Consider the following 21,119-nt stretch of genomic DNA (forward strand, 5'->3'; position numbering starts at 1 on the left):
ACGGCCGGCCCCCTCTCGAAAGAGAATGGAACGATCGGACACAGTCGGCGGCTCACGTGCAAGCAGGTGAGCCGCCGTGGCGCACGGGCGTCAGCTCCGCATGAAGCCTTCGCACTCGCCCTCGGCCCAGGCGAGCGCCTGCTCCATCGTCTCGCCCCTCGCATAGCGCAGCGCCAGCTTGGTCAGCGTCGCCTGGCTGTAGATCTGCTGCGCGATCTTCGGCGGAGCCGGCGATGCTGCGATCGACATCGTCTGCCGGCCATGCGGGTCGGGATAGCTGTAAAGCGTGCCCTTCGGCGGCCCTTCCTCGGCCCACGTCTTCAGCTTCGTCATGTTCGCGAAAGCCGGGAGGTCGTAGCCGCCGCTCGCCGCAACGAATTTTTCGATCGACGACGGCTGCGACAGATGGGTCAGTAGGCTCTTGGCGGCTTCCTTGTTCTTGCCGAAGGCCCAGACGCCCCAGAAATAGGGCAGGAAGGGCGCGAAGCGGCCCTTTGGACCGGCCGGCATGCCGTGCGTCCAGCACTGCTCGGCGACCTGTGGCGCGTCGCGTTTGGCAACGGCCCATGAGCTCGGCGGATTCAGGATCAGTGCGCCGCGCCCCGAGATCAGCCATTTGTTGTTGGATGCGTCATCCCAGGAGGCCGCGTCCGCCGGCAGCACCGCTATCAGCCTCTTGTAGAACTCGAGAGCTTGACGCACGGCGTCGGTCTTCACGGTGACGTCGCCCTTGGCGTTCACGAGCTCGGCGCCGAATGACTGGAAGATCGCGCCGGCGGTGTCGACGCTGTCGGTGGTCTCGCCGAGGCCGATGCCGAACGGGAAGCCGGCCTTGCTGCAGGCTTCGGCGGCCTTGAGGAAGACGTCGGTCGTCCAGTTCTCGTCCTTGGGCGTGCTGCCTGCCGGATACATCTCCTGAACGTCGATGCCGGCATGCTTCTTCATCAGGTCGATGCGGGAGCAAGGGCCCTTGATCTGGCTGCCGACGGTCGCGGGGACGGCGAGCCATTTGCCGCCGGCCTGGCCGAGATATTTGGTCGTGCCGTTGACCTCGCCGTTCTGCTTGATGATCGGCCCCATGATGTCGGTGACCGGCTCGAGCTGGTCAGCATAGGCGTGCGGCCACCAGGTCGGCATCTGGAGAATGTCGTGACCGGATTTCGCCTGCGCCTCGGCGGCGACCGTCAGCTCGAGCTTCTTGTTGTTGCTGGTGATGTAGTCGATGGAGACTTCGACCTTCTCCTTCGCCGCCCATTCGTTGACGAGATCGGTAGAGGCCTTGTTGGCGCCTGGCACCCAATGGTCCCAGAAACCGATCGAAAGCTTGCCGGCGGCGTAAGCGCCCCGGACGTAGGGCGCCGTGATAAGCGCCGCGGAGGACATTGCAGTGGCAGCCACAAATTGACGTCGCGTCAGTGTCTTGCGTGACATCTCGTTTCCTCGCCTGGGTGTTGTTGTTGGAGTTTCCTCTGGGAGACTTTCTTATCGAGTTCTTGTTGTTGGATCTTCTTATTGGTGCTGTCGCCTGACGTGAGCATTCAGGCCACAGCAAATTGGTAGCGCGATCAGATCATGATTGATCGCGTCTGTCGAGAAAGCCGAACGGCTCCTCGTCTAGAACTAATGGTGTGCCCGCCACCCGCGTCGTCCGTCGACGCAGCCGTTCATTTTGCGACGCACACGTCGTGCAAGCGAGCCCGCGGACGATCCGTGCGCAATTACGCCGCAGTTTCGAATGAGCCTGCATAACCGCTTCGCGCGAAAGAGTTTTCGGGCGTGGACAGCAATCGGTTGCGTCTGGACCGCAAAGCGGGGGAAACGATAGAGTTGCGGTTTGTCGGGGCTCCGCCCCAACAGGCCAGTCAGATCGACGATGGAGACGAGAATGATCAACCCGGCGCCGTCAGCGCGGCTTCACATGCGGCGATGGTGCGTGCTGGGGGCCGTGCTCGCGCTGCTCTGCAACCCCGCGGCGGCCAATGCTCAAGGTCTGGTCAAAGGCGTTCAGGATGGTGCGGCGGCGGGGAACAAGGCGGCCGGTCCGGTCGGTGGCGTCCTTGGCGGCGCAATCGGCGGTGTGGTCGGCGTCTTCACCGGTGTGCTCGGCGTCGGCAACAACAATGGCAATCAGGCGCCACCCGCAAAGGACGCCGGCAAGGACACCGGGAAGGATGCCAAGCAGCAGGGCTCGGCCAAGGACAAGGATGCCAAGAACGCCAAAGGCAAGGGCGCCAAGGCGACCAAGGAGGCGAAGAACGCACCGCAGGGCAAGGATAAGGATGTCACCGTCCTCACCCAGCCCGGCGCGCCGCAGCAGACCGCCGAACAGATCGTCGCCAACAGCGATGCCTATATCGAGCGGATCAAGACCCAACTGAATCTCACGCCCGACCAGGAGAAGCACTGGTACGGCTTCTCAAGCGCCATGCACTACCTGGGGCATAATGGTGCGGAGCGGCTCAACTTGCGGGTTGCGCGCGCCAAGCGGGATCCGCCCGACGACATCATCGAGCAGATGCGCAACGAGTCGCAGTTCCTGATCGACCGGGCCGCCGACCAGCGCAATGTCGCAGACGCGGCGGAGCCGCTCTTTTCGAGCCTCGATGACAAGCAGAAGCAAGTCTTCATTCAGGAGATGGTGCGCCTGAGCCACGAGCGCGGACTGGATTGATCAAGTTGAATCGGATCGTGCGCGTCTGAATTAACGGCGCTGGCCACGAATTCGTGTATCCTCTCCGCAATTCGGTTATGGTTAGCTTCTTAAGGCTGACTGCGGGGTTGATATGGCGGACGGACTCTCCGTTTTCCTGGTCGAAGACGAGGCGTTGATCCGGATGATGATCGCCGACATGGTGGTGGAACTCGGCCACCACGTCGTCGCTGAAGCGGACAATGTCCGGGACGCCAGCGCGTTCGCCATGACCGCGCAATACGATCTGGCCATCCTCGACATCAATCTCATGGGCGTCTACGTCGATCCCGTCGCCGACTTGATCGAACGTCGCGGAAAGCCGTTTCTGTTCGCCACTGGTTACGGCCCCGAGCTGCTGCCGTCCTTGCTCCGGCGCAGGCCGATCCTGCGCAAGCCGATCGCTATGGATCAGCTCAAGGCGATGATCGATTCGATGTTTCCGGGAACTCCCGTTAAAGCGCAGCACTGAGAGCCGACTGGCGACGGCGAAGATGCCGCGTGCAACGGCGATGCGGCGTTAGCGTCACGACGAGATGAGATCGAGCGCCTCAGCTACGACCGTTCTTCAGCACCGTGGCAATGGTGTGGGCCGTCATGGCCGCACGGTCCGAAGCGCGCTGCGCGGCGAGCCGGTCTCGCGCCTTCTCCTCGATCAAGAGATCGATCAGCGCCTGCCGCTTGTCCTCGTCATCCGCCTCGCTCAGCAGGCGGTGATAGCGGTGATAGTCGAAACCCAGATCCTGCTTACGCATGTTACGCCCCCGCAACTACGCCACACACACCTTGATTGTTTCTCATTGGGAACATGCAGGCAAGCATGTTCGTGCGTGGAACCGCACGTGCGCTGAATCATCTGTGAATATTGGAACCCGCAAATAGCGAGAGTGCCTCAATCCACGTTGTGGTCCGCGAACATCTTCAGGCCCACGAAGCTCGCGTCGGGCTTGATCACGAGGCTGGTCGGAATGTTGCGCAGATAATCCTGGAACCGGCCCTTGGCTTCGAAGCGCGCCCGGAAGGCGGAGGCCATCAGGAATTCAGGAAAACGCGGCACGATTCCGCCGGCGATATAGACACCGCCGCGGGCGCCGAATGTCACCGCGAGATTGCCGGCGACGGAACCAAGGATGGCGCAGAACATCTCCAGCGTCGCGCGGCTGACGGGACAACTTCCCTCCAGGGCGGCCTTGGTGATGCCGGCAGCGTCGCGCTGGGGCACCTGCGCGCCGTCGACCTCCGCCAAGGCTCCGTAGAGATTTTGCAGCCCGGAACCCGAAAGCGCGCCACGCTCGATGGAGACGTGGCCAAGGCGTCGGCGCAAGCACGTGATCACACGCTCCTCGCGTTCGTTCTCCGCCGGTAGGGTCGCGTGTCCGGCCTCGGTGACGACGGCCAGCCGCGCACCATGGCGGTCGATCAGACAGGAGACGCCAAAGCCGGTTCCGGGTCCGACCACCAGCAGCGGCTCACCGAGCAGGCCATTTTGTCCGCCGAGAGGGATCAGATCGGCAGGCTGCAAGGCGGGCAGGGACCAGGCGACCACCTCGAAATCGTTCAGCACATGGACGCTGTCGAAGCCGAGCGCCGGCTGTAGCTCGTTGCCGTCGATGACCCAGGGACTGTTGGTCATGACGCAGCGGTTGTTGGTGACGGGACCCGCGACGGCCAGCACGGCTCTCTGGGGCGGCTCGCCGCCGGACCGGCGTGCCAGGACGTCCGAAATGGCTTCCCGGACGGTCGGGAAGTCGGCGACCTTCACGTAATCGATCGGTCCGATCCGATCGAAATCCCCGCGGCCCAATTCGAGCTGGCTCAGCGCGAAGCGCGCATTGGTGCCGCCGATATCGGCGAGAAGAATTTGTCCTGTCTTGCCGATATTCATGACCTCGCGGCTGCCACCGCCTTCCGGCCGCGCCAACCCTGTCCTCCACGCCTTTGACCCGATCCGCCTGACGCGGACAGCGCGAGAATCCGCCCTTGGGTGCGGCTAGTCAACACGTTCGAAGCCAAACCGTTGCATCCTGCCACTGGTCGGTGACCAATTCGCGCAGGCCTTGCACGGTGCCGCCGGTTGCGAAGTCGCGCGGGAAGACCGACACTGGGGGACGGGTCTGGCGCCGGCGCGCCGGGCACATCGAACGAGACCGGTCATGAAGATCTCCGACTGCGACGTGCTGCTGGCGATCGACGTGCAGAATGATTTCTGCACCGGCGGAGCGCTTGCCGTTCCCGGCGGCGAGAAGGTCGTGCCTGCGATCAATCGAATCGCCAAAAAATTCGCCAACGTGGTCCTGACCCAGGACTGGCATCCGCGTGACCACGTCTCGTTCGCGACGAACCATGCGGGCAAGCAGCCGTTCCAGACCATCGAGCTCGATTACGGCACCCAGGTGCTCTGGCCGGCGCATTGCGTGCAGGGCACGTCGGGCGCCGAATTCCATCGCGATCTCGACGTCGCCAAAGCGAGTCTCGTCGTGCGCAAGGGGTTTCGCCGCGGCATCGATTCCTATTCGGCCTTGTTCGAGAACGACCATCGGACGGCGACAGGGCTGCTCGGGTATTTGCGCGAACGTGAGCTGAAGACCGTTTTTTTCGCCGGTCTCGCGCTGGACTTCTGCGTCCGCTTCTCGGCGGAGGATGCGCGCAAGGCCGGGTTGGAAGTGGCCGTCATCGAGGACGCCTGCCGCGGCATCGATCTCGACGGCTCGGTGGCCGCGGCTCATCGAAGCTTGCGGGACCTCGGCATCTCCGTCGTCAGCCTCGAGGCGTTTCTGTAAGGACCTTGAGAAGAGTCATGGTGGAAAAGATCGGCAAACAGCCGGGCGGATCGGATCATGCCACTGATGAGCCGCTGCTGTGGCCGTTTGCGGCGGCCCGGCTCGCGATGGACGCTTGCTTCTGGTGGGTCGAGCGCGGCCGGGCAGAGCAGGAAGAGAGCAACCTGCCGTGGACGACGCCCAACAGCGTCGCGCTGGAACTCGCGACGATGCGTCTGCGTGATTGCACGCGGACGCGGTCCGGCCAGCCCGTGCTGGTCTGTGCGCCCTATGCGCTGCATCGGGCCCTGATCGCCGATTTCGCGCCCGGCCACAGCGTGGTGGGGTCCCTGCGAGACGGCGGGATTGACCGGATCTATCTCACCGATTGGCGGTCAGCGACGCCGGACATGCGCTATCTCTCGATCGACAGCTATCTCGGCGATCTCAACGTCGCCATCGACGAGATCGGCGCGCCGGTCGATCTGGTCGGCTTGTGCCAGGGCGGTTGGCTGTCGCTGCTCTATGCGGCACGCTTTCCCGCCAAGGTCCGGCGGCTGGTGCTGGTCGGTGCTCCCGTGGACCTGTCGATCGATTCCTCGTTGTGCCGGGTCACCCGCAACGCACCCGAGATGGTCTACGACCAGCTCGTCGCCCGCGGCGGCGGCAATGTCAGTGGCGGGGAGATGCTCCGCTTGTGGTCCAAGGCGCCAAGCCGCGACGATATCGCAGCGGCGTTGCAGAGAGACCTGTCGGACGAGGAGGGCGCGGCGCTGCTCGCGCGCTTCGACCGCTGGAACGCGGAGACGCTCGATCTGCCGGGCAGATATTACCTGGAGACCGTCAACCGGATCTTCCGGGAAAACCAGATCGCCGGCGGCAGTTTCACCGCTCTCGGCCGCAAAGTCGATCTGAAGGACGTCAAGGCGCCGGTCTTCCTGCTTGCCGGGCTCGACGACGACGTCGTGCCGGCCGCGCAGGCTCTCGCGACCGCCGCTCTCCTCGGCACGCCGCCCGCCTTCATTGCGGCGGCTTCCGAGCCGAGCAACCACCTTGGTCTGTTCATGGGCGCGCGCACTCACGCGCATGCCTGGCCACGGATCGCCGACTGGCTGCGCGACGACCTGTCCGGCGTGTTGGCCCGCAGCGCCTAACTCGCCGGGCGCAGCGGGCTATTCTGCAAATCCGTTATGCATGACGGCGGATGGCCTGCACGTGCCCCGGTCGATGGGCTACATATGGTCCGGAGCTGACGGCTTCGGCAGCGAAGAGATCAAGGGTACTGCGCTCGATGACTTTCCACTCGATCTACGCCCACGGATTTGCGCGCGTGGCGGCCTGTGTCACCACGTCCCATGTCGCCGATCCCTCGGCCAACGCGAAGGCGGTGCTGGCGGCGGCCGATGCCTGCCACGAGCAGTCGGTGGCGGTCGCCGTGTTTCCCGAGCTGTGCCTGTCCGGCTATGCGATCGAGGATCTGGTCAAGCAGGATCCGCTGCTCGATGCGGTCGAGCGCGGCCTTCTGGGCATCGTCGAGGCCTCGGCGGGATTGATGACCGTCCTGGTCGTCGGCGCGCCGCTGCGCTTCGGTCATCGCATCTACAACTGCGCCGTGGTCATTCATCGCGGCAACATTCTCGGCGTGGTGCCCAAAAGCTACCTGCCGACCTACCGCGAATTCTACGAAGGGCGGCATTTCGCTTCCGGCGCCGGCATTGCCGGAGAGACGATCTCCTTTGGTGGGGCGCATGCGCCGTTCGGCGTCGACCTCCTGTTTTCGGCCGAGGACGTCCCAGGCCTCACCATCGGCGTCGAAATCTGCGAGGACATGTGGATTCCGGTGACGCCAGCCTCGGAGCTCGCGCTCGCCGGCGCCAGCGTGCTGATCAATCTCTCAGGCAGTCCGATCACGATCGGCCGGGCCCGCTCACGCGCGCTGCTGTGTCAATCGACGTCGGCGCGCTGCCTTGCGGCCTACGTTTACTCCGCCGCAGGGGCAGGGGAATCGACTACCGATCTCTCCTGGGATGGCCAGACCTCGATCTACGAGAACGGCGTGCTGTTGGCCGAGGGCGAGCGGTTCCGCCAGGGCGGCCAGATCACCACGGCCGACATCGATCTCGACCTGCTCAGGCAGGAACGCGCGCTGATGGGCACCTTCGACGACAACCGCCGCCAGCGCGAGGCGTTTTTCCGCAAGGTGACATTTGCCCTGAAGCCGCCGGCCGCCGACATCGGCTTCCTGCGCAGGGTCGAGCGCTTCCCATTCGTGCCGAGCGACGAAAGCCTGCTCGAGCAGGATTGCTACGAGGCCTACAACATCCAGGTCGCAGGCCTCGTGCAGCGCATGCGCGCGACCGGCACCAAGCGCGTCGTGATCGGCGTCTCGGGCGGGCTCGATTCTACCCACGCATTGATCGTCGCCGCCAAAGCGGTCGATCTGCTCGGTCTGCCTCGCGAAAACATTCTGGCCTACACCATGCCGGGCTTTGCCACCGGCAGCGAGAGCAAGACGCATGCGCTGGCGCTGATGCAGGCGTTGCACACGAGCTGGCAGGAGCTCGACATCCGCACCACGGCGACGCAGATGCTGAAGGACATCGGCCATCCTTTCGGCCAGGGCCAGAAGGTCTACGACGTCACCTTCGAGAACGTGCAGGCGGGCCTGCGCACGGACTATTTGTTCCGGCTCGCCAACCATCATGGCGGCATCGTCATCGGAACCGGCGATCTCTCCGAGCTCGCGCTCGGCTGGTGTACCTATGGCGTCGGCGACCAGATGGCGCATTACAACGTCAATTCCGGCGTGCCGAAAACGCTGATTCAGCATCTGATCCGCTGGGTGATTTCCTCCAAGCAGTTCAGCGACGACGTCAACCGGACGCTTGGCTCGATCCTGGTGGCCGAAATCTCGCCCGAGCTCGTGCCGGTTGAGGCCGGCGAGAAGCCGCAGAGCACGGAAGCGGCCGTCGGGCCCTACGAGCTGCAGGATTTCAACCTGTTCTACACGCTGCGCTTCGGCATGCGTCCGTCCAAGATCGCCTTCATGGCGCAGCACGCCTGGAAGGACGTCGCCAAAGGCGAATGGCCGCCGGCGTTCCCGAGCGACCGGCGCAAGGCCTACGAGCTTCCCGAGATCCGGCGCTGGCTCGAAGTGTTCCTGCGCCGCTTCTTTGCCTTTAGCCAATTCAAGCGCTCGGCGATGCCGAACGGGCCGAAGGTCTCGGCCGGTGGGTCGCTGTCACCGCGCGGTGACTGGCGTGCGCCGTCGGATGCGAGCGCGGCGGCGTGGCTCGAGGATCTCGAACGGAACGTGCCCAGCTGATCGGGGCGCGGATCGACATGGGGAGATGATCGGATGTCGGCCGGGGATGGGGCAGAAGCGGGCGGAGAGGCCGGGGTCGTCAACGGCCTCTACATCTTCGACATCGAGATGCGTGACGGCAAGCGCGGGCAGGCCAGAGGCGTGGTCGTGCTCAGCGATGGCCACATCATGGGCGGCGACAGCTTCTTCTACTACACGGGGAGCTACACGTTCCGGAACGGCAAGTGGCGGGGCGACATGATCGTCAATCAGCACACCGAAGCCGTCGGCAGGACGCTCGCATTCGGCGGCCGGGAGGTCACCTGCGGTTTCTCGGGTGACTATTCCGCCGGTGGCGCCGAAGTCGAAGGCATGGCGCTGGTCGGCAAAACCACCGTGACATTCACGGCCCGCCTCACACTCAAGGACGCGATGTAAGTCCCGCGTGATCGGCCCTCGTTCCTGCTCAGGAACCTTCGCACCCACAGAACGTTCGCGTCTGTTGTTGCGAATTGTCGAGGAGAGGGACCATGCGTCAACACTTGATGTTATCGACCGCGGCCATCGGGCTCATGCTTGCGTCCGGCATTGCCTATGCCCAAGGGCCCGGTGAGCGCAGAGACGAGCCGAGACGGACCGAGGAGCCGGCGAAAGGCGCTGCGCCGCAGCGTGGCGGCGCCCAAGAACGGGTTCAAGAGCGTACACAAGGTGCCCAGGAGCGACTGCAGGGCGCGGGCCGCGAGGACAAGGGCGGCGGCGCGGCCAAGCAGCAGGCGAATGACGACAAGCGTCAGCCTGCCAGTTCTGCCGAGCGTAACCAGCCGAAGGCCGGGGATCAGGCACAAGAATCCCGTGAGCCTGCGCGCGATCGCAACCGTGAGGCGGAGAGCGCGAAACCGGGACGCGACAGCAAGAGCAGCGCTGACACGAAGCAGGACAAGTCAGCCCCGCAAAAATCGACGGCCGAGTCCGAGAAGTCCAAGGCGGGCCCGGCTGGCCAGCAGAACGAGCGGACCGGAGCTACGGCCAACCAGAACGGGCGTAACCAGGCCCAGCCGCCGCGCAATGCCGCCGAGCAGCAGCCGCCCGCGCAGCAAAACGACCGGCCGGCTACCGCGACGGACACTAACCGGGCGGCTCCGACCAACAATGCGCAGACCGCTCCTGGCACCTCTACCACGCAGACCAATCAAGCCAATCAGACGACGCAGACCAACACGCAGGTCAATCAGCAGACCCAGGTGACGTCCGAGAAGCAGGTGCGGATCTCCGAAACGGTGAGCCGTGCACGCCTCGCTCAGCCGGAGCGAAATCTGAACATTTCGATCCGGGTCGGCGAGACGATTCCCCCGCGCGTGCGTCTCCATCGGCTTCCGCCCGAGATCGTCTCGATCGAGCCTGCCTATCGGGACTATGAATATTTCGCGACGGAGGACGAGGTCATCATCGTCGAGCCGCGCTCGCATCGCATCGTCAGCCAGGTGCCTCGCGATCCGTCGCGGGCCCGCGCGCAGATGGGCGGTGGCGCCGGCCAGAGCCAGAGCATGGCGGCGACCGGGGCAAGCCCCGTTAACTGCCAGATCATGCGGCGAGATGCCTCCGGCAATGTCGCACAGGCGGAACCCTCAACCGTGGGCTCGACCGCACGCACGGATTCCCTCAGCGTGATCGTCCAGATGCCCGGCGGCGGCTCGTCCGCCCCGATCGCACTCGGCGCTCCCGCGGGCAATATCGTGGTCGCAACGCAAGGGCAGGCCGACTGCACGGTGACGCTCGAGCCGCAGGCGCGCTAGCCGAAGGACCACGCCGAAACGACAGCGCACCGCCCGGATGCCCACACGCGGAAGGGCGGTGCTATGTTCACGTCCAGGCCAACATCGTGGCCATCGACCCGTACGCCGAAGCCGCGACCGGCAACCGCAAGTACTTCCTGAACAGGTCTCGATTGGTGAGAGCGGGAAAGCCGGGGACAGTCCGTAAGCAGGGAGCGGGAGCTACTTAACGCGCCGGTGCCAACAACAACGGCGGCTCCAGCGCGGGACCAGCCACAGTCGCGGCGGTTGAACCCCGTCGACGACGGCGCGACCAATCCTTATGCGTCAAGTCTTGCTCAGCGAGATCGTGGATATTGTTCTGTCTGCCGCATGGAGCGCCGTCGTCAGGTTCTTGCGCCTGGAAGACGCCGTCGAAATCGCGACGGCAGTCTTTGGCCTCGGCTGTATCGTGATCGGCGCTGCCGTCCTATTGCTGGAGCACTGAGGAGGGAGCGTCGTGAAGACGATCACATTGCTTGCCGTAGCTGTGATGCTGCTGCTGGAGATCTTCGGCCCGACGTCGAGCGTCGGCGGCTCCATGACCTTCATGCTGGTCTTCGTCGTCGTGATACTGGCGGTCGCGATCTACGAGGCCTGGTTGAACAGGCGCGGGACGATCGGATGGATCGTCAATGTTCTTGTCTGCGCTTTTGGCGCTCTGGTTGCGATTGCCCTGGTCGGAATGGCGATGGACAGCGGGCTCCCGTACCTTCACCTCGAAGGATCGCTCGCCTCGTCGCAGCATCCCCTGAAGTATGCCGTGGTCGCAGCCGTTGCGCTTCTCATCGTGCTGGGATCCTGGATTCCGCTCCAGATCGTCAACCGGCTCCGGGACTAGAGCGGACACGTGCCGCGTCGTCGCGAGGAGAACCGCGGCGCACATTCTCTTGGAGCGCGTTGAGCTTACGCCGCAATCCGTTGTTCGACCGGGGCCGTCAGCAGCTTGAGCGCCTGGGCGTGCTGCAGGTCGGGGACCGCGATGGCGGTGTGGCTGTAGATCGCATGGCTGCGCGACTTTGCGATCGTGTCCAGGATCTGGCTGCCCTTGATGACGTGAAGGCCCATGCCCTCATCGGCGGGGAAGATCGCCAGCACCACGTCATAGGCCGCGATCACGGCTCTGAGCGCTTCGGCCTTGTCCTCGGCGACGTCGACAAAAACGCGAACATCCGCCGCGAGTTCACGCAGTTCGTTAAAATCCAGCACTGTCAGGATACTCCAACGCAACGATACTGAGCCGAGATTGGCGGCGTTAGGTTACTGAAGTGTCAACAATGCAAGCCGAGCCACAAGTTTCACGCCGAGGTGACGTCACGCGCTAGCGCTTTGGGGCCTCGTTGCGCCGGGCCTCTGCGGCCTCGTCCACGAGAGTCAAGGCAAGGCCGTCATAGCTCAGCTTGAGCCCGCGGCCGACGATCCATGTCCATCCCTCACGGTCCTTGATGGCTTGCGCGTTGAACTGGTCGGAGATCGATTTGACGGCAGCTTCCTGCGACCCCGGATTGTTCACCGTCGCATTGACGCGCCGGATCGGGTGCCTGGCGTCGGCCTCGTCGCTGTCGACCGTGACCTTGGCGCCGTTGATGTCGCATTCGAGGGTGTGGGAGCCGCGGCTCTGGCGGCAGAGATAGTGGCGTTGACTGACGAGCTTGCTGGTCTCCTCGAACGTCATCCCGGGCGAGAAGCCGAAGATATCGGACTTTTTCACGAGGGCGAGGGACGCAGGCTTCAGGAAGGCCGGCTGGATCGCGACGAGGGCTGCGACAACGACAACGATCAAACCTGCAACGACGATAGCGACCTTCATGAGCACCCCGCGAGAGAACTTCAGACCATTATATCAGCCGGGGCGTTTGGCCATGCCCCAAAAGCGAAAACCCCGCCTGGGGGAAGCGGGGCCTTCTGGTGGGGTGAAGCTTGGGGACTTCAATGATAAGACGCGCCAGCCGCCGAATGGTTCAAAAAGGCAGGCAGTATGCCCTGCGGTATCTTGCACAGGAAGCAGGGAACTCCGCAGAACCCCTGCTTGCGTTTTCGGCCTCGATGGGGTCTAAGCCCCGTCACTTCATGACCTCTGGCATGAAATCAGCAGCGCGCCTCCCGCGCTTCGAGCCGCGTCCACAGCAGAGTTGCTCGCGCGCACAAAAGGAATTCAGACATGGCGAAGATGACGAAGACTCAATTGATTGATGCAATTGCCGAGGGCACGCAGCTTTCGAAGAACGACGTGAAGTCTGTGATCGAGTACATGGCCACCGTCGGCTACAAGGAGCTCAACGAGTCCGGCGAGTTCGTCATTCCGGGCTTCGTGAAAATGTCCGTCGTGAACAAGCCGGCGACCGAAGCCCGCATGGGCGTAAATCCCTTCACCAAGGAGCCGATGCAGTTTGCGGCCAAGCCCGCGAGCAAGTCGGTCAAGGCCTCGCCGCTGAAGGTGGCCAAGGACGCCGTCTGAAAAGAAAAACCCCGCGCTTTCGCACGGGGCTCTTCTGGCTGACGGCGTTGGGATTTCAGCGCCTGGCCGCCAGCCGTAGGCCTAATTAAAGTTGAAAATACAAAAGGCAACAGCGCCGCGATGACGGAATATATTCGTCTACCGCGGCGCTGCCATAAGACTGGGCGCTGAAATCCCCAGCTCCCATGGGTCCGCGCGGCGCCGAAAAGGTTCAATGCGCCATGCCCAAATGCTGCATGCCTGGGGGAAATCGCCAGTAAGGGGCTGGACTTTTTGTTCCTATTTTGTTCTAGTGGGCCGCCTTAGGTTAGACCTTGGAGGTGACTCATGACCGTCGAAAAGCAGCGCGAAGTGATCAGACTCTGGAACGAGCTGAGGAAGCTCGAGGGTCCGGCTGCAGAAGAGCTCCGCATTCAAATCCTGGAATGCTTCTCGCAGAAGACTAACGCGAAGCGGGCGGCTTGATCGGGCAGCTTTTGCAGCGGGGCGCGACCACGCCCAGCTCGCCTTGGCAGGTTTCGCGGGTCGCCCGCGAACGTTCGCCTGTGATGGCTCAGGAACGAACATGTGCCAGCAGCGTTCGGCCTGCATGACATGCCCGCGCTGCGCCCAGCCCATGATTGCGATCTCCGCCAAGAGCTTTCGATGCGAACCTTGCCGCGAGATCGTCATCGTTTTCGCGGTCGTCTCGAGATTCCTCTCACCGGAGATCGCGCCGACGACCGCTGACGACGTTGCGCCGCGCGCCTTCATCGATCGTTAGGAATCGCTCCGCGCCGTTTTCTCCGACTCCGATTCGTTCTTCGAGAACGAAATGGAGTCGGATGCAGAACATGTTGCGCCTGCCGGCGCGATGCGGCGCTTCATCTCCTGACGTGACCGGGTCGTCACGGGCCTGGCCCGCCGCGATCGGACGCGCGTTCGGCAAACTCCTAACGAACGTTTGCGCGGAAGCAGATAACCCTATTCGGTTAGGTTAAAACCCCAATCGCGTTGCGCTTGCCGCTGCTTGGGATAGGTGTCTGGCAAAGACGAACAAGATACGACTTTGCCAAGAAGCCATTTTTGTCATGACACCTTTTTCAGAGCCGTCCTTTTACCAAGGCGACCGGCACACCTACCGGCGTGTCGCCATCGTCGGCACGCTGTTCTGCCTCGCTTTCGTGGTGGTCAGCTTCTCGCTGCGGCCGCAGGTCGAGGACACGCGCGTTGCGGTCAAGGCCGACCGGCTGGTGCGCACGGCGGGCCAGCCGGCGCAAGCCAACTAGACGGCGCGCCGATCAGCGCTTGTCGCCGCAAATGCGATCGTCGGTCGGCACCTGCGAGAAAGTGGTGCCGCGCGAGGCAAGCGCCACGAAGCCGGCATAGCCGGACAGGTTGAGCAAGACTTCGAGCCACGCGGGCATATCGGCCTCTTCCGGTCTGCCTGAGGAACAACTCAACGTCCGCGCGCAATCCTGGTTCCCTGCTCCCGCGAAGGAACCTAGATCGGGGAGGAGGGATCGAGCCGGCGTCCGAGGGTCGCAACGGATTTGCTCGAGGGCTGCTCTTTGAGGAACTCGGCGATCGCCCGTGCCAGCTCGCGGTCGCTCATCGGCGTCGCCGGCGGGCGCAGTGCGCCCACCCCGAAGCTGCGAACGATCTCGTCGTAATGCTGATCGTCGGATCTGGGAACCAGCTTGCGTATACGGGCCAGCAATGCAGATAAGGGCAAACTTTCCTCCTCGGTCATTCGCCCCGCTGGCAGCAATCGTCGTGTGCTGCCATCTGCTCCCGTGAAACTTAAAACCCCGCCAGCATCGCCGAGATGCTGACGGGGCTTCGTGCTGTTGCCTCAACCCGGATGGCGGAGGCTCCCGCACTTGAAAAGGCAATGCGCTCCCGGCGATTTGGTTCCGGCTCTCAGCGCCCTTTTTTGCTGCGGCGGTTCCGCACTCCTGCGCGCAACCATCGCAGGCGCATCTAGTTATCTTTGCAAGACGCGAAGGAGGAGAGCATGAAGAAGACACTGGCAGTCCTGGCCACCGTCGCAGCCGTCGGCGTTGCCGCGGTCGCAGCCCCGGCGCCTGCCGAGGCGCGCGGGCGCGGTGGTATCGGCCCGGGCCTCGCATTCGGCCTCGCCGCCGGCGCGATCACCGCGGGCGCGGTCGCAGCATCGCACCCGTACGGCTATTACGGTCCCCGCTACGGCTATTATGACGGGCCGGGCTACTATTACGGGGCCGGCCCCGTCGCCTACTATGGCGGCGGACCCTACTACCGGCACCATCACCACTGGCGCCATTGGTAACGACTAACAAGCGAAAAGCCCGGAGCAATGCTCCGGGCTTTTTTCGTGCGCATTGATCAGACGTGAATTACGGCCACAGCGAGGGCCGTTCGACCTTTCGGGCATTCTCCAGCGTCGACACGAAATACTCTTCGCGCTCACGCTTGAATTTTTCCTGCGTGGCACGGAAGGCGGCAACACGGGCGGCGATCTCATCGCGCTCACGGGCTTTGCGTTCTTCGTCTTCGGTCATGACCATCCCCTCGGGTTTACTACTGAGCTCAAGCACTGCCGCCGCATCATCTTGAGTCGCATTCACACATCCATTGATGCTTCCGAATGGGGCGTCAATGGGGAGGAGGCATTGCAGGATTGTGATATGCGAAGGCCGGAAAAAATTGCCGAGTGCGTCGTGTTGGCGCTTGATAAGAGCGTCAGCAATCTTGCCGCTTGCGCATGGTTGCTGCAGGACAAACCCGGATCGGGAGGCTGCGATTGATCGCATCGGATCTTCAAAGTGGCGTTGAGCGCCTCGGCGGGATGATCGCGGAGGCCAGGACCATCGTGCCGTTCACCGGCGCCGGCATTTCGACGGAGTGCGGCATTCCCGACTTCCGCTCGCCGGGCGGAATTTGGACGCGCAACCGCCCGATCCCGTTCGACGAATTCGTCGCGAGCCAGTCAGCGCGGGACGAATCCTGGCGCCGGCGATTTGCGATGGAGGAGGTGTTCGCGGCGGCGAAGCCCGGCCGCGGCCATCGCGCGCTGGCATCGCTCTACCGCGCCGGCAAGGTTCCCGCCGTCATCACCCAGAACATCGACAATCTGCATCAGGCCTCGGGCTTCGCCGGCGAGCACGTGATCGAGCTTCACGGCAACACCACCTATGCGCGCTGCATCGGATGCGGACAGGCCTATCCGCTCGACTGGGTGAAGCATCGCTTCGACGACGACGGCGCCGCGCCCAACTGCACGGCCTGCGCGGAGCCGGTGAAGACCGCCACGATCTCTTTCGGCCAGATGATGCCGGATGAAGAAATGCAGCGCGCGAGCGTGCTGTCGCGCGCCTGCGACCTCTTCATCGCGATCGGTTCCTCGCTCGTGGTGTGGCCGGCGGCGGGCTTTCCGATGATGGCGAAGAACGCCGGTGCGCGTCTGGTGATCATCAATCGCGAGCCGACCGAACAGGACGGTATCGCCGACCTCGTCATCCACCACGACATCGGCGACACACTCGGGCCCTTTGTTGGAAATTGAGGCAGGAGTTTGATTCGCGGCTGTGCAAGCTGTTCATAGGTTCCGGCGAATCTCTTTTTTGTCTATGCCTCGCAACCGGGAGTGTTATCTTTTGAGTCGAAAGATTCGCGTCGCGTCGAATTGAGAACATTCTCTTAAGACGCGTGATTCGGGCGCCGCCGATATGGCGGGTTGCATGGCAGTGTGGGGTCCGGGGTTATGGGGTCGTCGGACGGATTTGAGTCCAAGAAGCTCGGGGTTCCCGGGCAAGGGGTATCGTCCGGGCGGATCGCGCCGGGCGAACACGGCAGCGCCGGTCGCGACAGCGCGCTCAGTCCCTTCAGCGGGTTGGGCGAGGCCAGCGCCAATCTCGTCGAAGTCCATGGCGTCATCAAGTGGTTCGACGCTTCCAAAGGCTACGGCTTCATCGTTCCCGACAACGGCTGGCCGGACGTGCTCCTGCACGTTACCGTGCTTAGGCGCGACGGTTTCCAGACCGCCTATGAAGGCGCCCGCATCGTCGTCGAGTGCATCCAGCGCGCCAAGGGTTACCAGGCGTTTCGCGTGGTCTCGATGGACGAGTCGACGGCGATCCATCCGGCGCAGATGCTGCCGCCGCGCACCCATGTCACGGTCACCGCGACCAGCGGGCTGGAGCGGGCCCAGGTCAAATGGTTCAACCGGCTGCGCGGCTTCGGCTTCCTGACCTGCGGCGAGGGCACGCCCGATATCTTCGTGCACATGGAGACGCTGCGCCGCTTCGGCATGACCGAGCTCAGGCCCGGCCAGTATGTCCTGGTCCGCTTCGGGCCCGGCTCCAAGGGCATGATGGCGGCCGAGATCCATCCCGAGACCGGATCGCCGGGCTTGCAGTCGCACTAGGGGGCGCCACATCTTGCGGCGCAAGGTCCCGCAATCGTGAGCAATAGAGGCGCGCCGGCTGGCCGGCGCGCCTCTGGCTTTTCTGGCGATCGCCGCGTAAGGACTGATCCAGTCCCACGCCTCGAGTGCTCCCATGAATTCTGATCGCAAGGCCGTCTGGTCCGCTCTGAAGGGCTGGCTTGCCGCCATCCTCGTCATCGCCGGCTTTGCCGTCGCCAGCGCGCCCGCCGACGCCGCCAGCTTCCAGCCGCTGGAGATCGTCACCAAGAACGGCGTGCAGGTGTTCTCGGTGGAAATGGCGACGACCGCAGAGGAGAAGGAGACCGGCCTGATGTACCGCAAGGAATTGGCGGATGGCAAAGGTATGCTGTTCGACTTCAATCCCGAGCAGGAAATCTCGATGTGGATGAAGAATACCTATGTCTCGCTCGACATGATCTTCATCCGCGCCGACGGCCGCATCCTGCGCATTGCCGAAAACACCGAGCCGATGTCGACCAAGATCGTCTCGTCCCGGGGGCCCGCCCGGGCCGTGCTGGAGGTGGTGGCGGGAACGGCGCAGAAATACGGCATCCGTGTCGGCGACCGCGTCGGCCACCCGCTGTTCGGCAGCAAATAGGGCGGGCTGCGAAGGGTGTCGTCAGCCTTGCCGGCGCCAGTTTGTAAGCTTGCTGGCGCCTTTGGAAGCGTGTATCGACGGGGCTCGCCGGACATTCGGGGTATAGCGCAGCCTGGTAGCGCGGCAGTTTTGGGTACTGCAGGTCGTTGGTTCGAATCCAGCTGCCCCGACCAGTCCCGACGTCATCTCAGGACGATTGTCCTCGCGAATTGACACGCGGTTCTTGACCTCGTTTCTCGACTTCCGCGCGATGTTTCAACGAATTGGGTCGGCCGGCCGGGATAGAATCGGCGGCGTCCGATCGAACCTTTGGCCGTCGCCATAGACAAATGTGTGTTGGGGATTTCAGCGCCCAATGTCTAACGGACGCCGCCAAGCGATAATATTCCGCTTGCGCGGCGTTGCGCTTTTTCGGCCGTCATTTGTCAGATGCGACCGAGCAACCTGAAGCGTGCCAGTCCGGTGGAAACGGCACGAACGGCCAGACCATCTGGTTATCGTTGGCGGCCTGCGGCGGCTCTTGCGCCGGCGTCCTTGCGACCAGCGCCATTCGCAGCGCCAGGCGCAGGTGTGCGCATTGCAGATTCATTTTGGTCGTCCCGACGAATCGTCTCGAAATTCATTACGAAATCTGACGTCAGCTCAATCGAATTGCGACGCGCCCAAGTCGGCGCAGCCATCTCAAATCACGAACATTCTAAGAAACTCGACGCTCTCTTTCAACCGGTTCAGGCCCGAAGCCCATGAGAAGTAAGGTTGACCGGTTAGGTTAAGGATGAGCGGGTGTTGCGGCCGCTTTGGCCATCGTTATGAGATCGGGCTCGACCCGCGATGGGCTGCCTGCAATTCGTGCTCACACGAGGTCACAGTTCGTCGCAGCGCGCGTATCCTGTGAGTCTTGCGCCATGTCTTTCGATCGCAACTTCAAAGCCACCGGTCCGCAATCGAGCTGGAGCGAGATCTGGCACCTCTGGACGGTGATCGTGCCCCGCCGCTCGATCAACGGACAACTCGTGATCGGCAAGGTCTGGCGCCGTCATGATGGTCGCGATTGGATCTACAGGAAATTCACCGAGTTCGACGGCGAGGAAGCGGCCTGAAGCGCGATAGGCCCGTAGTGAGCCGTCATCGCCCCTTGCGTTAATGCTGAACCCGTTCGGCCGAGGGCCGTTGCCCGGCCTATCCCGGCGCCTGCACGCGCGGCAGCGGCAGTTTGAAGTGACGTTTCGCATAGGCGACGATTTCGGCGTCCGAAGGGTGATCGGCCGGTTCCACCGCAGCAATCCGTTTGCCGATATCGGGAGCGTTCGCGCGAATGTGGCTGGCAAGCTCCGTCTTTGCGCTCGCCGGGCCGATGATGAGGATCTCGCCGGCATCGGCGAGGGCTTTGCTCACGTCAGCGTAGAACGCCTTGTCGGGAGCTGCGTGGCCGCTGCCGACGACGTTGGCCTTGTGATGAAGATGACGCGTCGGCAGTTGCGGGTGCAACGTGATTTCGTCGGAGCCGCTCAGGCCGAGATGGAAGATCCTGGCCTGCGAATGGTCGATCCATATCACGGCATGAAAATGAGAGGGCATGTGCTTGGGCCTTGTCCGAGGGGAGGCCGCCGACGTCGATGCGGCGATGCGTGTCGCGACGACATTATGCCGGTCGGCGTCATCCCTGGTTGACCCAGGTCAATCGATCTCGGCCCGATCCGGCGGGGCGACCGAGCGCAGCGTTCCGCGAACGGTGCGCTCCGAACGGCAGCGTTCCCGGCTCAGGCCGCCTTCGCCGCGGGCTTGGGAGGCGGCGGCTTCAGCGGCTTGTCCTGCTTCTTCGACCACGAGATGTAATAGGCTACCGTGGTCATGATCGCGATGCCGGCGACGCTGACGAAGATCTGCGCGAGCAGCGAGCCCGAGCTCATCGACAGCTCGAAATGGCCGACGAAGGACAGGAACACGCCGACGCAGAACACGGCGAGCGACTGCTGGCCGCAGACGATCAACGGATCGAACACCTTCCACTCCAGGCCCGGCCATTCCTTCGGCACGAAGCGGATCACGAGAATCACGATCACGACGAAGTGGATGAAGCGATAGGGTGCGAGGTTGGTCTTGTCGTTCGGATTGAAGGCCGAGAACAGCCACTCGGGGAACATACCGCCGAAGGTCGGGAAGCGGCCGGCCATGGTCATGACCAGCGCGAACAGGAGATAGCCAACGCAGAGGTAGAGCGTGATCGGCGCGTTGATCAGCGTCATCGAGCGGCGTGCGCCGCCCATCGCGCACCAGGCTCCGAACACGAACAGCACCTGCCAGCAATACGGGTTGAAGTACCACTGACCGGCCGGATAGGCGTTCAGATTCCAGCCGAAGTGACGCGCGGCCAGCCACAGCACGATCGACAGCATCATCGTGAGATCGGGCTTGCGCAGCATGAACCACAGCACCGGCGGAAACAGTCCCATCAGCACGATGTAGAGCGGCAGCACGTCGAGATTGAGCGGCTTGAAGCGCAGGAACAGCCCCTGGCGCAGCGTCTCGGTGGCGTTGTCGACCAGGCCGGCGACGTTGAACTCGTTGATCATCTCGGAATCGCCGAAGCGCAGCGCCAGATAGCTGATCGAGGCGATATAGATCACGAACAGGATGATGTGGGCGACGTAGAGCTGCCAAACCCGCTTGGTCAGCCGGGTGGCGCCGACGATGAAGCCACGGTCCAGCATCATCCGCGCATAGACGAAGGAGGCGGTGTAGCCGGAGATGAAGACGAACAGGTCGGCGGCGTCGGAAAAGCCGTAATTGCGCGTCGTGATCCAATTCACGACGTTGTCGGGAATGTGGTCGAGGAAGATCGCCCAATTCGCGACGCCGCGAAACAGGTCGAGCCTGAGGTCACGGCCCTTGTCAGGGAGCGTGGCATTGATGTTCAGGAAGGCCATGCGACGGGAGCTCTCGGAGGGGCGGTTTACACTGACGTCAGCGAAGGAGTGCCGCCGGGCGGGGCCCCGGCGCGGAAGGCGGGTACGCAATTGTCACGGTGCAGCATAATGACTATACCGTTGGCGAGGGTGCCGGGGGCCGGAATCACCGATCAGTTCCCAATT

The 21,119-nt window shown here is 63.4% G+C and carries 27 protein-coding genes and 1 tRNA gene; 18 read left to right on the plus strand and 10 right to left on the minus strand.

Going from position 1 to position 21,119, the window contains the following annotated elements; translation table 11 throughout:
• Positions 1-90: 90 nt before the first annotated feature.
• Positions 91-1,431 (minus strand): ABC transporter substrate-binding protein, encoded by a 1,341-nt coding sequence (locus RX330_RS19475; RefSeq protein ID WP_212085019.1) that lies wholly within the window; start codon positions 1,429-1,431, stop codon positions 91-93.
• Positions 1,432-1,885: 454 nt separating this feature from the next.
• Between RX330_RS19475 and RX330_RS19480 the strand changes: the two genes are divergently transcribed.
• Both RX330_RS19480 and RX330_RS19485 read left to right on the plus strand, forming a co-directional pair.
• Positions 1,886-2,671: a Spy/CpxP family protein refolding chaperone gene (locus RX330_RS19480; RefSeq protein ID WP_212085021.1), complete on the plus strand. Its 786-nt coding sequence runs from the start codon at positions 1,886-1,888 to the stop codon at positions 2,669-2,671.
• Positions 2,672-2,783: 112 nt separating this feature from the next.
• On the plus strand, positions 2,784-3,161 hold the full coding sequence (locus RX330_RS19485) for a response regulator (RefSeq protein WP_212085023.1): 378 nt from the start codon (positions 2,784-2,786) through the stop codon (positions 3,159-3,161).
• 79 nt (positions 3,162-3,240) lie between these two features.
• On the opposite strand, the gene RX330_RS19490 is transcribed toward RX330_RS19485, so the two are convergent.
• Positions 3,241-3,444 (minus strand): hypothetical protein, encoded by a 204-nt coding sequence (locus RX330_RS19490; RefSeq protein WP_212085025.1) that lies wholly within the window; start codon positions 3,442-3,444, stop codon positions 3,241-3,243.
• Between the two features lie 137 nt (positions 3,445-3,581).
• Complete coding sequence (gene glk / locus RX330_RS19495) at positions 3,582-4,574, minus strand: glucokinase (protein ID WP_317243933.1); 993 nt, start codon at positions 4,572-4,574, stop codon at positions 3,582-3,584.
• Positions 4,575-4,842: 268 nt separating this feature from the next.
• Here glk and pncA point away from each other — a divergent pair, with 268 nt between their 5' ends.
• The 7 genes from pncA to RX330_RS19530 all read left to right on the plus strand — a co-directional run bounded on the left by pncA (position 4,843) and on the right by RX330_RS19530 (position 11,404).
• A complete protein-coding gene (gene pncA / locus RX330_RS19500) occupies positions 4,843-5,469 on the plus strand; it encodes a bifunctional nicotinamidase/pyrazinamidase (RefSeq protein WP_317239459.1) in 627 nt (208 codons plus the stop codon).
• A gap of 17 nt (positions 5,470-5,486) precedes the next feature.
• On the plus strand, positions 5,487-6,602 hold the full coding sequence (locus RX330_RS19505) for an alpha/beta fold hydrolase (protein WP_317239460.1): 1,116 nt from the start codon (positions 5,487-5,489) through the stop codon (positions 6,600-6,602).
• Between the two features lie 137 nt (positions 6,603-6,739).
• Positions 6,740-8,773 carry an NAD(+) synthase gene (locus RX330_RS19510; RefSeq protein WP_317239461.1) on the plus strand — a complete coding sequence of 678 codons (2,034 nt, stop codon included), beginning with the start codon at positions 6,740-6,742 and terminating at the stop codon, positions 8,771-8,773.
• 33 nt (positions 8,774-8,806) lie between these two features.
• Positions 8,807-9,190: a GrlR family regulatory protein gene (locus RX330_RS19515; RefSeq protein WP_317239462.1), complete on the plus strand. Its 384-nt coding sequence runs from the start codon at positions 8,807-8,809 to the stop codon at positions 9,188-9,190.
• A 92-nt stretch (positions 9,191-9,282) separates the two neighbouring features.
• On the plus strand, positions 9,283-10,545 hold the full coding sequence (locus RX330_RS19520) for a DUF1236 domain-containing protein (protein WP_317239463.1): 1,263 nt from the start codon (positions 9,283-9,285) through the stop codon (positions 10,543-10,545).
• Between the two features lie 313 nt (positions 10,546-10,858).
• Positions 10,859-11,011, plus strand: a complete 153-nt coding sequence (locus RX330_RS19525) for a hypothetical protein (RefSeq protein WP_212085038.1) — start codon at positions 10,859-10,861, stop codon at positions 11,009-11,011.
• A gap of 12 nt (positions 11,012-11,023) precedes the next feature.
• Positions 11,024-11,404, plus strand: coding sequence for a hypothetical protein (locus RX330_RS19530; RefSeq protein ID WP_317239464.1), 381 nt, complete (start codon positions 11,024-11,026; stop codon positions 11,402-11,404).
• 65 nt (positions 11,405-11,469) lie between these two features.
• On the opposite strand, the gene RX330_RS19535 is transcribed toward RX330_RS19530, so the two are convergent.
• Together RX330_RS19535 and RX330_RS19540 are read right to left on the minus strand one after the other, a co-directional pair.
• A complete protein-coding gene (locus RX330_RS19535) occupies positions 11,470-11,772 on the minus strand; it encodes a hypothetical protein (protein WP_212085042.1) in 303 nt (100 codons plus the stop codon).
• A 112-nt stretch (positions 11,773-11,884) separates the two neighbouring features.
• Positions 11,885-12,373, minus strand: coding sequence for a hypothetical protein (locus RX330_RS19540; RefSeq protein WP_317239465.1), 489 nt, complete (start codon positions 12,371-12,373; stop codon positions 11,885-11,887).
• 351 nt (positions 12,374-12,724) lie between these two features.
• Between RX330_RS19540 and RX330_RS19545 the strand changes: the two genes are divergently transcribed.
• The 3 genes from RX330_RS19545 (at position 12,725) to RX330_RS19555 (ending at position 14,289) form a co-directional block, all read left to right on the plus strand.
• Complete coding sequence (locus RX330_RS19545) at positions 12,725-13,021, plus strand: HU family DNA-binding protein (RefSeq protein ID WP_018323108.1); 297 nt, start codon at positions 12,725-12,727, stop codon at positions 13,019-13,021.
• Between the two features lie 327 nt (positions 13,022-13,348).
• Positions 13,349-13,486 (plus strand): hypothetical protein, encoded by a 138-nt coding sequence (locus RX330_RS19550; protein WP_212085046.1) that lies wholly within the window; start codon positions 13,349-13,351, stop codon positions 13,484-13,486.
• 605 nt (positions 13,487-14,091) lie between these two features.
• Positions 14,092-14,289, plus strand: coding sequence for a hypothetical protein (locus RX330_RS19555; RefSeq protein WP_317239466.1), 198 nt, complete (start codon positions 14,092-14,094; stop codon positions 14,287-14,289).
• 12 nt (positions 14,290-14,301) lie between these two features.
• On the opposite strand, the gene RX330_RS19560 is transcribed toward RX330_RS19555, so the two are convergent.
• Both RX330_RS19560 and RX330_RS19565 read right to left on the minus strand, forming a co-directional pair.
• Positions 14,302-14,427, minus strand: a complete 126-nt coding sequence (locus RX330_RS19560; protein WP_317239467.1) for a hypothetical protein — start codon at positions 14,425-14,427, stop codon at positions 14,302-14,304.
• Positions 14,428-14,504: 77 nt separating this feature from the next.
• Positions 14,505-14,753: a hypothetical protein gene (locus tag RX330_RS19565; RefSeq protein WP_249153257.1), complete on the minus strand. Its 249-nt coding sequence runs from the start codon at positions 14,751-14,753 to the stop codon at positions 14,505-14,507.
• 264 nt (positions 14,754-15,017) lie between these two features.
• Between RX330_RS19565 and RX330_RS19570 the strand changes: the two genes are divergently transcribed.
• A complete protein-coding gene (locus tag RX330_RS19570) occupies positions 15,018-15,311 on the plus strand; it encodes a hypothetical protein (protein WP_317239468.1) in 294 nt (97 codons plus the stop codon).
• Between the two features lie 67 nt (positions 15,312-15,378).
• On the opposite strand, the gene RX330_RS19575 is transcribed toward RX330_RS19570, so the two are convergent.
• A complete protein-coding gene (locus tag RX330_RS19575) occupies positions 15,379-15,543 on the minus strand; it encodes a hypothetical protein (protein WP_162832225.1) in 165 nt (54 codons plus the stop codon).
• Between the two features lie 242 nt (positions 15,544-15,785).
• Here RX330_RS19575 and RX330_RS19580 point away from each other — a divergent pair, with 242 nt between their 5' ends.
• The 5 genes from RX330_RS19580 to RX330_RS19600 all read left to right on the plus strand — a co-directional run bounded on the left by RX330_RS19580 (position 15,786) and on the right by RX330_RS19600 (position 19,127).
• Positions 15,786-16,547: a Sir2 family NAD-dependent protein deacetylase gene (locus RX330_RS19580; protein ID WP_317239469.1), complete on the plus strand. Its 762-nt coding sequence runs from the start codon at positions 15,786-15,788 to the stop codon at positions 16,545-16,547.
• A 198-nt stretch (positions 16,548-16,745) separates the two neighbouring features.
• Complete coding sequence (locus tag RX330_RS19585; RefSeq protein WP_246922528.1) at positions 16,746-17,408, plus strand: cold-shock protein; 663 nt, start codon at positions 16,746-16,748, stop codon at positions 17,406-17,408.
• Positions 17,409-17,541: 133 nt separating this feature from the next.
• Positions 17,542-18,027, plus strand: coding sequence for a DUF192 domain-containing protein (locus tag RX330_RS19590; protein ID WP_212085059.1), 486 nt, complete (start codon positions 17,542-17,544; stop codon positions 18,025-18,027).
• A 96-nt stretch (positions 18,028-18,123) separates the two neighbouring features.
• Positions 18,124-18,200: transfer RNA gene (locus RX330_RS19595), tRNA-Pro, on the plus strand.
• A 732-nt stretch (positions 18,201-18,932) separates the two neighbouring features.
• Positions 18,933-19,127, plus strand: a complete 195-nt coding sequence (locus tag RX330_RS19600) for a hypothetical protein (RefSeq protein ID WP_317239470.1) — start codon at positions 18,933-18,935, stop codon at positions 19,125-19,127.
• Between the two features lie 79 nt (positions 19,128-19,206).
• Here the strand turns inward: RX330_RS19600 and RX330_RS19605 are convergent, their stop codons facing one another.
• The gene (locus tag RX330_RS19605) at positions 19,207-19,515 is read right to left on the minus strand and encodes a translational machinery protein (RefSeq protein WP_249153258.1); all 309 of its coding nucleotides are present in this window, start codon (positions 19,513-19,515) and stop codon (positions 19,207-19,209) included.
• Between the two features lie 272 nt (positions 19,516-19,787).
• Positions 19,788-20,954 carry an OpgC domain-containing protein gene (locus RX330_RS19610; protein ID WP_212085069.1) on the minus strand — a complete coding sequence of 389 codons (1,167 nt, stop codon included), beginning with the start codon at positions 20,952-20,954 and terminating at the stop codon, positions 19,788-19,790.
• Positions 20,955-21,119 lie beyond the last annotated feature (165 nt).

The organism is Bradyrhizobium sp. NDS-1 (genome assembly GCF_032918005.1).
GTDB classification, from domain to species: domain Bacteria; phylum Pseudomonadota; class Alphaproteobacteria; order Rhizobiales; family Xanthobacteraceae; genus Bradyrhizobium; species Bradyrhizobium tunisiense.